Origin of the sequence: Mesorhizobium xinjiangense, assembly GCF_009749525.1 — a bacterium.
Taxonomy (GTDB): domain Bacteria; phylum Pseudomonadota; class Alphaproteobacteria; order Rhizobiales; family Rhizobiaceae; genus Mangrovimarina; species Mangrovimarina xinjiangensis.
Genome location: NZ_WOAC01000002.1, coordinates 232,709 through 247,426 on the forward strand (window position 1 = coordinate 232,709; position 14,718 = coordinate 247,426).

Annotated in this window: 13 protein-coding genes; 1 reads left to right on the plus strand and 12 read right to left on the minus strand. The window is 64.3% G+C overall.

What is annotated here, in order from left to right:
* Positions 1-62 precede the first annotated feature (62 nt).
* Entirely contained in the window at positions 63-1,277 is a 1,215-nt protein-coding gene (locus GM909_RS03415; RefSeq protein ID WP_157014793.1) for an ABC transporter substrate-binding protein, read from the plus strand.
* A gap of 62 nt (positions 1,278-1,339) precedes the next feature.
* Here the strand turns inward: GM909_RS03415 and GM909_RS03420 are convergent, their stop codons facing one another.
* The 12 genes from GM909_RS03420 to GM909_RS03475 all read right to left on the minus strand — a co-directional run bounded on the left by GM909_RS03420 (position 1,340) and on the right by GM909_RS03475 (position 14,706).
* Positions 1,340-4,399, minus strand: coding sequence for an autotransporter family protein (locus GM909_RS03420; RefSeq protein WP_198174110.1), 3,060 nt, complete (start codon positions 4,397-4,399; stop codon positions 1,340-1,342).
* A 327-nt stretch (positions 4,400-4,726) separates the two neighbouring features.
* On the minus strand, positions 4,727-6,001 hold the full coding sequence (locus GM909_RS03425; protein WP_157014795.1) for a branched-chain amino acid ABC transporter permease: 1,275 nt from the start codon (positions 5,999-6,001) through the stop codon (positions 4,727-4,729).
* Positions 6,001-7,023: a branched-chain amino acid ABC transporter permease gene (locus GM909_RS03430; protein WP_198174111.1), complete on the minus strand. Its 1,023-nt coding sequence runs from the start codon at positions 7,021-7,023 to the stop codon at positions 6,001-6,003. The genes GM909_RS03425 and GM909_RS03430 overlap by 1 nt, the downstream gene beginning before the upstream one ends.
* Before the next feature lie 2 nt (positions 7,024-7,025).
* Positions 7,026-7,736 carry an ABC transporter ATP-binding protein gene (locus GM909_RS03435; RefSeq protein ID WP_157014796.1) on the minus strand — a complete coding sequence of 237 codons (711 nt, stop codon included), beginning with the start codon at positions 7,734-7,736 and terminating at the stop codon, positions 7,026-7,028.
* A 5-nt stretch (positions 7,737-7,741) separates the two neighbouring features.
* Positions 7,742-8,512: an ABC transporter ATP-binding protein gene (locus GM909_RS03440; RefSeq protein WP_235911633.1), complete on the minus strand. Its 771-nt coding sequence runs from the start codon at positions 8,510-8,512 to the stop codon at positions 7,742-7,744.
* Positions 8,513-8,690: 178 nt separating this feature from the next.
* The gene (locus GM909_RS03445) at positions 8,691-9,566 is read right to left on the minus strand and encodes a DMT family transporter (protein WP_157014797.1); all 876 of its coding nucleotides are present in this window, start codon (positions 9,564-9,566) and stop codon (positions 8,691-8,693) included.
* Between the two features lie 71 nt (positions 9,567-9,637).
* Positions 9,638-10,051 (minus strand): RidA family protein, encoded by a 414-nt coding sequence (locus tag GM909_RS03450; RefSeq protein ID WP_157014798.1) that lies wholly within the window; start codon positions 10,049-10,051, stop codon positions 9,638-9,640.
* Between the two features lie 16 nt (positions 10,052-10,067).
* Entirely contained in the window at positions 10,068-10,754 is a 687-nt protein-coding gene (locus GM909_RS03455) for an ABC transporter ATP-binding protein (protein WP_157014799.1), read from the minus strand.
* The gene (locus tag GM909_RS03460; protein WP_157014800.1) at positions 10,751-11,500 is read right to left on the minus strand and encodes an ABC transporter ATP-binding protein; all 750 of its coding nucleotides are present in this window, start codon (positions 11,498-11,500) and stop codon (positions 10,751-10,753) included. The genes GM909_RS03455 and GM909_RS03460 overlap by 4 nt, the downstream gene beginning before the upstream one ends.
* Complete coding sequence (locus tag GM909_RS03465; RefSeq protein ID WP_198174112.1) at positions 11,493-12,476, minus strand: branched-chain amino acid ABC transporter permease; 984 nt, start codon at positions 12,474-12,476, stop codon at positions 11,493-11,495. The genes GM909_RS03460 and GM909_RS03465 overlap by 8 nt, the downstream gene beginning before the upstream one ends.
* A gap of 2 nt (positions 12,477-12,478) precedes the next feature.
* On the minus strand, positions 12,479-13,399 hold the full coding sequence (locus GM909_RS03470; protein ID WP_157014801.1) for a branched-chain amino acid ABC transporter permease: 921 nt from the start codon (positions 13,397-13,399) through the stop codon (positions 12,479-12,481).
* A gap of 170 nt (positions 13,400-13,569) precedes the next feature.
* Positions 13,570-14,706 carry an ABC transporter substrate-binding protein gene (locus tag GM909_RS03475; protein ID WP_157014802.1) on the minus strand — a complete coding sequence of 379 codons (1,137 nt, stop codon included), beginning with the start codon at positions 14,704-14,706 and terminating at the stop codon, positions 13,570-13,572.
* Positions 14,707-14,718: the final 12 nt, after the last annotated feature.

Genomic DNA, 14,718 nt, shown 5'->3' on the forward strand with positions numbered 1-14,718 from the left:
CCGGCGCATGTCCGGCGCACGGGAGGAGAAACCAATCATCGGACATCAGGGAGATTGAATTCATGCGTACAACCTATCGCAGGTCCATCGCCGCCTCGGTTGCAGGGCTGGCGATGGTCGCGGCCGGCGCGGCCAGCGCCGCCGATGTCAAGCTCAGCTTTCTGGGCGGGTTCACGGGACCGATCGAGAGCCTGACGCCGCCGATCTTCGAGGCGACGAAGATGGCTGTCGACCAGATCAACGAACAGGGCGGACTTCTGGACGGCGACAATCTCGTCCTCGTCCAGGCCGATACGACCTGCATCGACGCCACGGCTGCGTCCAACGCCGCCGATCGCATGGTCAATGCGGAAAAGGTGGTCGGCATCGTCGGCGCGCTGTGTTCCGGCGCGACGATCGCAGCAGCCAACAGCGCCGCAATTCCGGGCGGCGTCGTCCTGGTCTCTCCGGCCTCGACCTCGCCGGCGGTGACGGATCTGGACGACAACGATCTCGTCTTCCGCACCACTCCGTCGGATGCCTATCAGGGCGAGGTCCTGGCCAGGATCCTCAAAGGCAAGGGCAAGGACAATATCGCCATCACCTATGTCAACAACGACTATGGCAAGGGCTTTGCCGACGCGCTCGAAGCGGCCTTCCAGGCCGAGGGCGGCACGGTCGTGGCCAAGGAGGCGCATGAGGACGGCAAGGCCGACTACCGGGCCGAGATCGGTTCGCTGGCCTCGGCCGGCGCCGAATCGCTGGTCGTTCTCGCCTATGTCGACGGATCGGGCCAGACGATCATCCGGCAGGCCCTGGAGTCCGGCGACTTTGCCGACTTCGCCGGCGGCGACGGTATGGTCGGCAGTACGCTGGTCACGGCCGTCGGAGAAGGGCGGCTCGACGGCATGATCGCCACCAAGATTGGCAGCGCCGAGACGCCGGGCACAGCCGCATACACCGAGGCGGCCGAGGCGGCGGGCTTCAACCCGTCGGCAACCTTTGCCTCGCAGGGCTATGATGCGGCGTTTCTGCTTGCGCTGGCCATCCAGCAAAAGGGCAGCGCCACCCGCGACGGGCTGAACGAGGCGCTGCGCGCGGTCGCGTCCGAGCCCGGCGAGGTGGTCTATCCCGGCGAGTGGGAGAAGGCCAAGAAGCTCCTGGAGGAAGGCACCGACATCAACTACGAAGGCGCTTCCGGCACCCACGAGTTCGACGACAACGGCGACGTGCCGGGCGTCATCATCGAGATGATGGTCGAAGGTTCCGGATTCAAGGAAGTCCAGCAGGTCAACTGACGCTGCGGGCCGGCATTCCAATCTGGCAGGGCGCGATCGCCGATCGCGCCCTGCCTCATGTGTCACCAGCGGATCTTCAGCCCGATCTCCGCGCCGATCGATTCGCCCATCTGATCGAAGGCGATCTCGTAATCCGCATTGGCGTAAAGCGCGACATTGTCACGAATATCGGCGTCGAAGCCGGCGTTCAGGATGACTGACGCACCGGAGAAATCGGCGTCGAACGGCACGGGGCCGGCAGCCGACGAGAACGTCGTGACCGGCTTTTCCAGGAACTGATAGGCAAGGCTCGGGCGGAACCACGCCGTAATCAGGCGGGGCTCGGGGTCTTCCGGATCGAGTTCCCAAGCCCTGGCCAACCGCACCCCCAGGCGACCGCGCAGGCTGTCGATATCCGAGTAGCTGACCGTGGCCGTTCCGTCGCTGGCATCGTCGATCGAGATCGTCTGATAGGTCAGTTGGGCCTGCGGCTCGATGATCCAGCCGTCGTCGAGCGGGAATGGATAGCCGGCCTCGAGCGAGGCGCCAAATCCGACGCCGTCCGTCGCCAGCGAGAACGGACGGACGGAATCGGCCTCAAGGTCGTACCAGGTGCCTTGCACAAGCGCGTCGAGATACCAGCCTTCCTTGCCGTAATGCGTCCAGTAGCCGCCGATCGTGTAGGCGTCGAGCGTGTTGGAGCCAACCTTCTCGTCGAACAATTCGCTGTCGCCCCATCCCCAGCCGATCACGCCATAGATGCCGGCCACGTCGCTGGCGCCGTCGGCGTCATCGGAATGATAGAGGTCGAGACCGCCCTGAAACGCCAGCAAATCGTAATCCAGGCGCTTGTCGAGATTGGCCGCGCAACTCTGCCAACCATGCCGGGCGACGGTGCGTGCCCATGCCTGGCTGCCCGCGGCCTGGCTCCCGAGACCTGCCGCCCTGTCGTCGCCCCTGCGCTGGTGGAGCGTATCCAGCAGCGTCGAGCCATAGCGCAAGGCAAGCTGCGGATTGCTGGCGTAGAGCGCGACTTCGGGGCGGAATGGGTCGGCCTGACCGCCGTTTCCTCCGCTGCCATTGCCACCGTTCCCTCCGCCGCCGCCGCCGCCGTTGCCACCGTCGCCGCCGTTGCCACCGTTCCCTCCGCCGCCGTTCTCTCCGCCATTGCCGTCACCGTCACCATCCGGATCGGGGCAGGGATCGACAATTCCCTCTTCGGAACGCAGATACCAGTTTTGCGGCGTTGTGGCGTCGAGGCCGCCGCGAAAGAGGTTGTATTCATACGGCCCCGCGACGACCGGGCCGGCAAGGGTGAAGGCGTCTGCGTCGGTTGTGCCGCCGTTGACGGTGTCGACCACCAGGATTCCGTCGCCGCTGGTCAGCGCGCCGCCGCCGCCGGCATCGGTGATTGCCAGTCCGGTCGAGCCCGTTGCGGCGCCGCCGTCGATCACCAGCCGGTCCGACGGCGAGGCGTCGTCGGCAAGGAATGTGTTGAGCCCCAGCGTGCCGCCGGCACCGGTGTAGTCGGGCGTCGCCAAGGTCTTGTAGCTGGCGAGTTCGGCGGGGTCGTCTGCCGGTGCGGTGAAATTGATGGTGCCGGCGTTGTTGACTTTCCCGGTGACGACCGAGCTGTCCGTCACCGTCCATAGACTGCCCCCGCCGATGTCGACATTGGTGACGTCGAAGGCTGCTCCGGTCCATTGCGCGCCGCTCAAAAGGCTGATGTTGGCGATGCTGTCAGGTTCCGCGCCGGCACTGCCGGTCAGCACGCTGCCGCCAGAAGCATCCAGGTTCACGATTGTCTGCTGTGGGTAGAAGCTGCCTTGATCCAGTGCCCCCAGAAGCAAGCCGCCACCGCCCGTTACGACCGCACCGTCGGTCACGGTCATGTTCAGAGGCCCGCGTGCAATGACGGCGGCACTCTGGGCACTTGTTAGGCTACCGCCCGACAGACGCACTGTATTTTCCCCGGAGTCGGTGCCGTTGAGAGTAATCAAGCCGAGTGTGCCAGGCCCGGTCGCCTCGACCGTAGTATTGGTCATGTCAATCAGGCCTGTTCCGAAATTGATCCGCAGCGCGGACGGCCCGTCTTGTGTGGTGATGCTCGAGTTGTGCGCCGTGACACTGCCGGTGTTGACGAAGATGCCATGCGTCAGCGCGCCCTTGGTGACGATCGTATTGTTCGTCATCTTGATCGCACCGTCATTTGTGAAGGCGCCGGCAAACTGGCCAGAAGAGTCTACCGTCACGCTGGTGCCGATGCTGGTGATCGAGCCGGAACGGGCCATGAGACCGGCACCGGGGGTGGCGGCCGTCGCCCCGAAGATTCCACGGATGCTGCCATTGGCCGTAATCAGGTAGTCGGTATTAAGCGTGAAAAATTGAGGATTTGTGGTTGCATTGATTTTGATTACGCTGTTGCCTTGGAGCGTTATGCTGCTGTCGGCGTGTGCCCACACGCCCGCGCCAGCATTCGACCCTTCTACGGTCAAGTCGCTGATGGTGATATCGCCGCCGTTCATCGCGACGAGACCGGTGCTCGAAGCGCCGGTCCCTGTTCCGGCAAGATTGACGGTCAGGCCATCGAGAGAGCCGGATGGAACCTCGGTGTTGTCAATCGAGATGCCGACACTCGTCGTGCCGTTCAACTGTATGGTGGTTTCGCGAACGAGCGAGACCTGCCCGCCGTCATGCAGATAGAGGCCCATTGCGCCGCGACCGTTCATCGTCACAGGCACCACTGCGCCGGCCATCACGCTGCTGTCCGTACCAGAGGCGCCGATTCCGATGGTATTTCCGAAGCGGCCGGCCGTGCCCCGCGTGATTGTCGTTCCGTTGCCGAGAGTGATAGTGCCGCTGTCCTGAGCGATCGCACCATATCCTGTGGAATTATTGCCTGTCGCGGTTAGGGCGACGTCCGTGACATCGATTGTTCCACCGATTGCCGCGAGTCCCGTGCCTACGCCGCTGGTGGTTACCGATGCGCCGTCGATGAGGATTCTGGCGGACGTTCCGTTGGTCAGAAATGCGTGGCCGCTGACGGTACTGATATTGACCGTCGGCTGCACAATGAGCATCCCACCGATGACATTCGTGGCGTTGGTGGTACCAGTGGCTGTGACGGTGGTTCCGTCGAGCATCGTGGTTGTGCCCGACGCGACGTTAACCGGAGGTGTAACCGCACCAGGGCCCACCGTTTGCGCTTCGGCCGTCTGGGATGATAGCGTGATCGCTATCGAACCTCCGAGGGTCAGTGCGGTCGAAATCCTCAGTGCCGACCGGAGGCAGACAACCGGTGACGAAGATGCGGATTTGCGCATTGAGCTCCCTCCAAAGGAGCCCCCCAAAGAACGCATATTAGCTGATAAAAGTATACTTGAAATGCCGTCTCGAGTATTTCTCCTGGATGTTGCGGTTCGGTAACAGGTACATCCGGTGGTAGTGCTCCGGAATTGAAGCATTGATGCTCAATCGTGCTTCATCACCTTTTCCGGGATCAGCCCTTGCGGCGCGTAGCGTAGCACCAGCGTGATCGTCAGTCCGATGATGAATACACGCATCTGCAGCGCGCGGGTGTGCAGGTCGCCCGGCGCCTGCCAGCCGAACAGTTCGTCGCCCCAGATCTCGGCCTGCTGGAACAGAAAAAGCGCCACTGGCTCCGACATGATCCAGATGACATAGACCAGGAAGGCGCCGAAGATGGCGCCCAGATTGTTGCCGGCGCCGCCCAGGATGACCATCACCCAGATGAGGAATGTGTGGTTGAGTGGGGCGAAGGCGGAGGGATCGAAGATGCTGGTGAAGGTGATGAGCGCCGCGCCGCCGATGCCGATGATCACATTGCCGATGACGAACATTTCCAGCCGTCGGCGGTTGATGTCCTTGCCCATGGCGGCGGCCGACAGTTCGTTGTCGCGGATCGCCCGCATCATGCGGCCCCAGGGCGAGGCCCAGGCGCGCTGCAAAAGCACGTAGATCACCACGATCATCGCCGCGGTGACGCACAGATAGGCCGAGCGCGAGAACACGAAGCCGAGTTCTTGCGGCGTGGGCACGGGCCAGGGCAGGGGCGAGACGGTGAGCGTGCCGCGTGTCAGCCAGTCGGCGTTTTTCAGGAAGGCCTTGACGATCTCGGAGATGCCGAGCGTGGCGATGGCCATGTAATCGGCGCGCAGACCAAGGGTAATGCGTCCCATCACCCAGCCCAGACCGCCGGCGGCGACGCCGCCGACAAGCCATCCGAACCAGACCGGCAGGCCGAAGCCGCCGATGAAGCCGGCCTCGCTTTCGATCACGCTCGCCGCCGGGTCGAGCGTACCCTGCACGGCGAGATAGGTCACCGCGCCGGCAATCAGCGTCAGCGCGGTGCGCAGCGATTTCGGCAGGCCGAGCCGGTGGCTGCGGCTCAGGCCGTAGGTGATGGCGACGCCGATGACGAGGTAGAGCGCCGTCCAGCCGAGCAGCGCCGGGCCGTCGCCGTTCCAGAACGCGGCGTTGACGGGGAACGAGACGAGCACGGTGACGAAGGCGGCGAGTGCGATGAAGCCCATCACGCCGACATTGAACAGCCCCGCATAGCCCCACTGGATCGTCAGGCCGAGCGCGATGATGGCGTAGCAGCTCGCCTCGACCAGCATGCGCACGCCATAGGCAGCACCGAGCCAGGCGAAGACCAGCGCGATGACAACCGCCAGTCCGGCGAAGAGCGGGATTTCCCGGTGGGCGAGGGGCGGCACTGCCATCAGTTGGTCCTCCCCTTGAAGATGCCTGTCGGCCGCCAGATCAGGACGGCGATGAGAATGAAGAAGGGAATCACGATCTTGTACTCGGTCGGCACGAAGGCGATTTTCGACGGTATTTCGACAAATTCGGGCAGATATGGCTGCAAGGGGCGCAGAAGCACCGACCAGTTGAACACGGCCAGCGTCTCGGTGAAGCCGACCAGCATGCCGCCGACGACCGCGCCGTAGGGATGGCCGACGCCGCCGACGATCGCGGCGGCAAAGACCGGCAGGATGATGTTGAAGCTGAGGTCGGCCTTGAAGGTGACGTCGAGCGCCAGCAGCGTGCCGCCGGCGGCCGCCAGGGCGCCTGCGATGATCCAGGTCGTGCGCACCACATGGTCGATGCTGATGCCGGAGACGCGGGCCAGTTCGGCATTGTCGGCGACGGCGCGCATCGCCTTGCCCATGCGCGAACGGGTGAGGAAGAAATGCAGCGCGACGACGGCGACCGCCGTGAAGATGAACAACAGCAGTTGCGGCTGGGTGACGATCAAGTCGCGGCCGCCCGCCGGAATGCGGTAGATGTCCTTCGGCCCGGGATCGAGCTGGCGCGTACCGGTGCCGGCGAACAGCCGAATCAGCCCTTGCAGCATGAGCATGACGCCGACCGACGACATGACCATCACCACCGGCTTGACATTGGCCCGGCGCAGCGGCGCGTAGAACGCCTTGTCGAGCCAGACAGCCATGGCGGCGGTGGCGGCCATGGCGACCGGCATCAGCACGAAAGCCGAGGGCAGGCCGAACGGATCGCCGACATGCGGCGCCAGGCTGGCGCAGACCAGCGCGAAGAAGGCGCCTGCCGTCATCATGTCGCCATGCGGGAAATGCGCGAAACGCAGGATCCCGAGGATCAGCGTGACCCCGATGGCGCCCAGCGCGTAGACGGAGCCGATGATGAGGCCGCCGATCACGACCTTGTTGATGAAGAAGACGAATTCGTTGATCGGCAGCACCGAAAGAAGACCGGCCTCGGGCATCGTCAGTCTCCTCCGCCAAGAAAGCTCTTTGCGACCTCCGGGTCGGCCAGAAGCTCCGCCCCGGTGCCGGTGAAACGGTTCTGGCCGTTCGCCAGGACGAAGCCGCGATGCGCGAAGCCGAGCGCCTGGCGCGCATTCTGCTCGACCATCAGGATGCCGACACCCGATGCGTTGACCGCCAGGATGCGCTCGAAGATCTCGCCCATATAGCGCGGCGACAGTCCGGCCGTCGGCTCGTCGAGCAGGAGCAGCTTCGGCTCGCTCATCAGTGCGCGTCCGATCGCCACCATCTGGCGCTGGCCGCCCGACAGTTCGCCGGCCGGCTGGCGGCGCTTTTCCTTCAGCGGCGGGAAGAAGCCGTAGACCATGTCGATCAGGTGGCGGAAACTGTCGCGCCGCACATAGGCGCCCATTTCCAGGTTTTCCTCCACCGACAGGGTCGGGAAGACGTTGTATTCCTGCGGCACGAAGGAAAGCCCCTTGCGCACCAGCGTTTCCGGCACCGCGTTGGTGATCGTCTCGCCGTCGAAGACGATCGCGCCTTCGCTGACCTTCAGGAGGCCGAACAGTGCCTTCAGGCTGGTCGATTTTCCGGCGCCGTTGGGGCCGACGATGACGCCGATCTCGTCGGCCTCGATGGCGATGCTGACGCCGTTGAGAATATTCGCCCCGCCGTAGCCGGCATGGATGTCGGACATTTCCAGAAGCGGCATCGGCGCTACTCGGCCGCTGCGGTCGTGCCGCCGAAATAGGCCTCGATGACCTCCGGGTTCTCGCGGATTTCCGACATCGGCCCTTCGATCATGACGCTGCCGGCCGCCATCACGATGACCGGATCGCAAAGCCTGGCGATCAGGTCCATGTCATGCTCGATGACGAAGAAGGTCAGGCCTTCCTCCTGGTTGAGCCGCTGCACCACGGCTGCCAGGTCGTTGAGCAGGGTGCGGTTGACGCCGGCCGCGATCTCGTCGAGCAGCACGACGCGCGGATTGGCCATCATCACGCGGCCGAGCTCCAGCAGTTTCTTCTGGCCGCCGGACAAATTGCCCGCCTTCTCGTTCTTCACATGGGTGAGCCGGACGAGTGCCATGACGTCTTCGGCCTTGCGGCGCGTTTCGTTCTCCTGATCCATGACCATGTGGCGACGGAAGCAGGCATTGAAGATGTTTTCGCCGAGCTGATGCGGCGGCACCATCATCAGGTTCTCAAGCGCCGTCATGTGGGAGAATTCCTGGGCAATCTGGAAGGTGCGCAGCAGGCCGCGGTTGAACAGTTCGTGCGCCTTCAGCCCGGTGACATCCTCGCCTTCCAGGAGGATGCGTCCCGAGCTCGGCGGGAAGGTGCCCGCGACCATGTTGAACAGCGTCGTCTTGCCGGCGCCGTTCGGTCCGATGAGGCCGGTGATGGTGCCCTTTTCGACCTTGAGCGAACAATGGTCGACGGCAAGCACATTGCCGAAACGTTTGGTGACGTCCTGGACGTCGATCATAGCCGCCATGACTGCCGTGCCTGAAACTCTTGCCTTCCCCATGCCGGCCTGCGGTTTATCCACCGCCATTTTTCGAGGACCGGCAACTGATGGGTCATATACGGCGTGGGCGCCTGTTGACAAGCAAAAGGCGCGTGCCGCCGGCCGGCAAGTCGAGGCTTTCCGGCCCGACTGCCGTCTACGCTTTGCGGATGCGTGCCGTTCCGGCCTGGCCGAGGTTGAACAGGTTGCCGCACAGGATCGTCGCCGCGCCGACGGCGGTGTAGACGTCGATGGCCTCCTGATAGACGAGCCACCCGACGACGGCCGCCAGCGGCACGCGCAGGAAATCCATCGGCACCACCACTGTTGCGTCGGCATGCACCATCGCCCGCGCCATACAGTAGTGGGAGAAGGTGCCGCAAAAGGCGACGAGGATGACCCACGGCCAGTCCTGCGTCGACGGCGCCTGCCAGACGAGCGCGGCGGGTATGAGCCCGAGGACCGACTGTATCACCAGCATCCAGAAGATGATGGTGAGCACGCTGTCGTGACGCGTCAGCGACTTCACCATGATGACGGAGACGGCAAAGGCGAGCGCGGCGCCGAGCGCGATCAATTGCCCAGGATCGATCTGGCTCGCGCCCGGCCGCACGATGACGAAGACGCCGACGAGCCCGAGGACGACGGAGGCGATCTTGCGTGATCCCATCTTCTCGCCGAGAAAATGCACCGCCAGGATGGCCGTCCAGATTGGCATGGTGAACTCGATCGAGATCAATTGCGCGATCGGGATCAATGTCAGCGCATAGAGCCAGGCATATTGCCCCGCGTAGTGGACGATGTTGCGCCCGACATGCTGCGGCAGCTTCTGCGTACGCACTGAAGACATTCCGCCGGCCATCCAGATCATCGGGGCAAGCATGACGATGCCGATTAACGAGCGCAGCAGCATGACCTGGAAGACATCCAGCTCGCGCGCCGCTTCGCGGCCGGCCACGGTCATGGTCAGCATCAGCGTCAGCCAGCCGCCCATCCACAGGGCGGCCTTCAGATTGGATGGTTGGGCACTCATGAAGTCTGTGTGGCAAAGCTGCGCCAGGGCGGCAAGAACGCGAGCGCATTATTCGTTGGGCCAGATCGGCATCATTGCGACAGGACGGCGGTTGCCTCGATCTCGACCTTGGCCGCGTCCTCGATGAGCGCGGCGACCTGGACCATGGTCATGGCCGGAAAATGCTTGCCCATGACGCTGCGATAGGCCTCGCCGATCTCGCCGAGACGGGCGAGATATTCCGCCTTGTCGGTGATGTACCAGGTCATGCGCACGATATGATGCGGCTCGCCGCCCGCTTCGGCAACCACGGCGGCGACGTTCTGCAATGTCTGGCGGACCTGGCCGATGAAATCGTCGGTTTCGAACACCTGGTCGGCTGTCCAGCCGATCTGGCCGCCCACATAGACTGTGCGGCCTTCGGCCAATATGCCGTTGGCATAGCCCTTGGCCGCCTTCCAGTTGGCGGGATGCAGCAATTGGTGCACGCGGTCGGATTGGTTCATGGCGAAAGGCTCCCTGTCAGACGCCGAGATATGTGTTGCGGACGTCTTCGCTCAGATCTTGCGGCAGCCCGGTCCACACCGTGCGCCCCTTTTCCAGGATCGTGCAGCGGTCGGCCACGGGCATGAGCTCGCTCATCGTCTTGTCGACCACGAGGATCGACTGCCCCTCCTGCTTCAGCGTGCGGATCGAGGCCCAGATGTCGTGACGGATCACCGGCGCCAGACCCTCGGTCGCCTCGTCGAGGATGATGAGGCGCGGATTGGTCATCAGCGCCCGGCCGATGGCCAGCATCTGCTGTTCGCCACCCGAAAGCGAGTTGGCGAACTGCGTACGGCGCTCGGCCAGCCGCGGAAACAGTTGCGTGACCGCCTCCAGCGTCCATTTTCCCTTGCGGGCGGCGGCAACCAGGTTTTCTTCCACCGTCAGGTTGGGAAAGCAGCGCCGGCCCTCCGGCACCAGGCCGATGCCGAGCCGGGCGGCTTTGTGCGGACGCATCGAGGAAAGATCGACGCCGCCGAAGCTGATGCGTCCGGCGCGCGGCGGCGTCAGCCGGCAGATCGAGCGGATCGTCGTCGACTTGCCCATGCCGTTGCGCCCCATCAGCGCCACGACCTCGCCTTCGTCGACCGTCAGATCGACGCCGAACAGAGCCTGCGACGGCCCGTAGAAGGTCTCGATGGCCGACACTTCCAGCAGCATCAGTCGTCCTCCCCGAGATAGGCGTGGCGCACTTCCGGGTCGCGGCGGATTTCTTCCACCGTGCCGGTCGCGATGACGCGCCCGTAGACCAGGACCGAAATCCGGTCGGCGAGCGCGAAGACGGCGTCCATGTCGTGCTCGACCAGGAGGATCGGCGCCTCGCGGCGCAACCCGTCGAGAAAGCGCGTCAGCGCCTGCGAGCCTTCCGAATCCATGCCCGCCATCGGTTCGTCGAGCAGAAAGGCCTTTGAGCCGAGCGCCAGCGCAATCGCGATCTCGAGCTGGCGGCGCTCGCCATGCGACAGCTCGCCCGCCGCCACCATGGCGCGCTCGTGCAGTCCGACGCGCTCCAGCGTTTCATAGGCCGGATCGGTCAGCGAGCGATCCCGCATGACCGGCCTGAAGAAGCGGAAGCTGGAACCCTGGCGCGCCTGCAGCGCCAGCATGACGTTGCGCAGGGCGGAAAATTCCAGCGTCAGCGACGAGATCTGGAAGGTCCTGCCGAGGCCGAGCCGCGTGCGCCCGGGCATGCTCATGCCGCCTATATCGCGGCCGAGAAAGCGGATCGTGCCGCTCGATGGCTGCAATGTGCCGGCGATCTGATGGATGAGCGTCGTCTTGCCGGCGCCGTTGGGGCCGATCAGGGCGTGAATTTCGCCGGGCCTGAGATCGAGGCTGACATTGTCGGTCGCCTTCAGCGCCCCGAAATTCTTGCACAGATTGCGGATGTCGAGCAGCGGTTCAGTCATGGCGCACCTTGCCTGCCAGGAGGCCGATCAGCCCGCCGCGCGCGAAAAGCACCACGGCCAGCAGGATGAGGCCGAGGAAGAGCTGCCAGCGTTCGGTGATCCCGCCGAGGAAATATTCGAACAGGATATAGAGGATCGCCCCGGCGACCGGACCGAACAGCCGGCCCGTACCGCCCAGGATGATGAGCACGATCAGCTCGCCCGACATGTGCCAGGACAGCATGGAAGGGCTGACGAAGCGGTTGAGATCGGCGAACAGCGCGCCGGCAAGCCCTGTGATCATGCCCGAGATGACGAAGGCAACGAGGCGGATGCGGAACGGTTCGACGCCGACGGAGGCGAGCCTGACCGGGTTTTGCCGCGCAGCCTGAAGCGCGGCGCCGAAGCGCGAATTGCGCAAGGTCGCGAAGAACGCGAGCACGATCATCAGCAGGACGTAGCAGATCAGGAAGAAGCTCAGCGGGTCGAGCGTATTCACGCCGGGAAAGGCATTGCGCACATAGATCGACAGCCCGTCCTCGCCGCCATAGGCGGGCCAGGAGATTGCGAAGTAGTAGATCATCTGCGCGAAGGCGAGCGTGATCATGATGAAATAGACGCCCGACGTGCGCAGGCTCACCAGTCCGATCAGCAATGCCACGATACCCGAAGCGATGAGCGCGGCGAGCCAGATGACGAGCATCTGGTTGGTGCCCGAAAGGCCGAACGGGAACGGTTCCTGGTTGAAGGCATGCGTGGCCAGAATGCCGGCCGCATAGCCGCCGATGCCGAAAAAGGCGGCGTGGCCGAAGGAGACCAGCCCGCCCAGGCCGAGGACGAAGTTCAGCCCGACGGCGGCCAGCGCCAGGATCGCCATGCGCGTGGCAAGCGTGACGTAGAAGGGCTCGCCGGCCATGGCGGCAATCGCCGGCGCTGCCAGAAGCAGCACCGCCAGGCCGGCATTGACGAGCGTTTCGCGGCGCAAGTGTTGGCGCATGTTCAGTCCCCCGCCGCAAACAGCCCGGTCGGGCGGAAGGCCAGAACGAGCGCCATGAAGACGTAGATCAGCATCGAGGCGAGGGCAGCGCCGACGCCGGCGGCCTGCGAGGGGTCGAGGAAGACGCCAAGGGCCAGCGGCAACAGGAAGCGGCCGAGCGTGTCGATGACGCCGACCAGGATGGCGCCGATGAAGGCGCCCTTGATGGAGCCGATGCCGCCGATGACGATGACGACGAAGGCCAGGATGAGAACCGGCTCGCCCATCCCCACCTGGACCGACTGCAGTGGGCCGACAAGCGCGCCGGCGAGCCCGGCAAGCGCCGCGCCGAGCGCGAAGACGACGGTGTAGAGCGTGCGGATGTCGACGCCGAGCGCCCCGATCATCTCGCGGTCGGACTCGCCGGCGCGAATGCGCATGCCGAGCCGGGTCTTCGAGATCAGCAGGTAGAGGCCGACGGCGACCGCCAGGCCGACGAGGATGATCGCCAGCCTGTAGGCGGGGTAGGGGAGCCCGCCGGGCAGGGTGACGACGCCGCCCAGAAGCTGCGGAATGTTGAGATAGAGCGGAAAGGAGCCGAAGATCCAGCGCGTTCCTTCCGAAAAGACGAGGATGAGGGCGAATGTCGCCAGCACCTGGTCGAGATGGTCGCGCTCGTAGAGCTTGCGGATCACCGTCACCTCGATCAGCGCCCCGGCGGCGGCCGCCGCCGCGAGGCTTGCCGCAAGGCCGATCCAGAAGGAACCGGTGGCGGCGGCCGCGACCGCGCAGGCAAAGGCCCCGACCATGTAGAGCGAGCCATGGGCGAGATTGATGAGGCCCATGACGCCGAAGATCAGCGTCAGGCCGGCGGCCATCAGGAAAAGCATGACGCCGAACTGCAGGCCGTTGAGGGTTTGCTCGATGATAAGGGCGGTGGACACGATGTGGTTCGCTGGTTGGGGTGCGTGCCTTTACCCTCGTGGTTCGACGAGCTCACCATGAGGGTAAAGGTTCAACATTCGCTGTCGGTTGCAGCTTCGAAGCTTCCGGCGCGGAAGCCGCCCTCATGGCGAACTCGTCGAACCACGAGGGCGGGACGCCAAGGTGATGCCTACATCTTGCACTCGGCCGCGTAGGCGTCCTCGTGGTCGGTGAAGGTCTTTTCGACGATCTTGTTGGTCAGCACGTCGCCTTCCTTCACCACTTCGCGGACATAGAGGTCCTGGATCGGATGATTGTTGGTGTTGAAGGAGAACTTGCCGCGCACCGATGCGAAATCGGCCTGCTTGAGCGCCGCGCGGAAAGCCTCCTTGTCCTTCACGCTGGCCTTTTCGGCCGCCGCCAGGATCAGGTTTGCCGTATCCCAGGCCTGTGCGGCATAGACCGACGGCAGGCGCCCATACTCGGCCTTGAAGGCTTCGACGAAGGCCTTGTTGGCCTCGTTGTCGAGGTCGTGCGACCAGGAGGCGGAATTCTTGATGCCAAGCGCGGCATCGCCCATCGCCGGCAGCACGTCCTGGCTGAAGGAAAAGGCCGGACCCATCAGCGGAAGGTCGACGCCCGACTGGGCATATTGCTTGGTGAACGCGATGCCCATGCCGCCCGGCAGGAAGAAGAACACCGCATCGGCGCCGGAGGCGCGGATCTGCGCGATTTCGGCGGCGTAGTCGGTCTGGCCGAGCTTGGTGTAGACCTCGCCCGCGAGCTCGCCCTTGTAGAAACGCTTGAAGCCGGTGAGCGAGTCCTTGCCGGCCGGATAGTTGGGCGCCAGGATGAAGACCTTCTTGTAGTCTTTGTTGGCAAAATTGCCCATCGCCTCGTGGAAATTGTCGTTCTGGTAGGCGACGTTGAAGTAGTTCTCGTTGCAATTGGCGCCGGCGAGCGCCGACGGGCCGGCATTCGGCGACAGGTAGATGACGTCCTGCGCTGTCGCGCTCGGCACGACCGCCATGGCGAGGTTCGACCAGATGATGCCGGTCATCAGATCGACCTCGTCACTCTGGATCATCTTGTCGGCGATCTGCACCGCCAATTCCGGCTTGCGCGCGTCGTCCTCGGTGATCACCTCGATCTCCGAGTTGCCGGATTTCTCGATCGCAAGCTCGAAGGCATCGCGCACGTCGACGCCCAGGCCTGCCCCGCCGCCCGAAAGCGTGGTGATCATGCCGATCTTGATCGGCTCGGCCATCGCCGTGCCGGATACGCCCATGGCCAGGCCGACAAGTCCGGCCGCTATGATCTTTTTCATGATGTCATTCTC

Bases quoted from the DNA above. Each gene is read 5' to 3' on its own strand.
- GM909_RS03475 (WP_157014802.1), bottom strand. From the start codon at position 14,706: ATGAAAAAGATCATAGCGGCCGGACTTGTCGGCCTGGCCATGGGCGTA.
- GM909_RS03445 (WP_157014797.1), bottom strand. From the start codon at position 9,566: ATGAGTGCCCAACCATCCAATCTGAAGGCCGCCCTGTGGATGGGCGGC.
- GM909_RS03460 (WP_157014800.1), bottom strand. From the start codon at position 11,500: ATGACTGAACCGCTGCTCGACATCCGCAATCTGTGCAAGAATTTCGGG.
- GM909_RS03430 (WP_198174111.1), bottom strand. From the start codon at position 7,023: ATGCCCGAGGCCGGTCTTCTTTCGGTGCTGCCGATCAACGAATTCGTC.
- GM909_RS03415 (WP_157014793.1), top strand. From the start codon at position 63: ATGCGTACAACCTATCGCAGGTCCATCGCCGCCTCGGTTGCAGGGCTG.
- GM909_RS03440 (WP_235911633.1), bottom strand. From the start codon at position 8,512: ATGATCGACGTCCAGGACGTCACCAAACGTTTCGGCAATGTGCTTGCC.
- GM909_RS03420 (WP_198174110.1), bottom strand. From the start codon at position 4,399: ATGCTCGACGGAACCACCGTCACAGCCACTGGTACCACCAACGCCACG.
- GM909_RS03425 (WP_157014795.1), bottom strand. From the start codon at position 6,001: ATGGCAGTGCCGCCCCTCGCCCACCGGGAAATCCCGCTCTTCGCCGGA.
- GM909_RS03435 (WP_157014796.1), bottom strand. From the start codon at position 7,736: ATGCCGCTTCTGGAAATGTCCGACATCCATGCCGGCTACGGCGGGGCG.
- GM909_RS03465 (WP_198174112.1), bottom strand. From the start codon at position 12,476: ATGCGCCAACACTTGCGCCGCGAAACGCTCGTCAATGCCGGCCTGGCG.
- GM909_RS03450 (WP_157014798.1), bottom strand. From the start codon at position 10,051: ATGAACCAATCCGACCGCGTGCACCAATTGCTGCATCCCGCCAACTGG.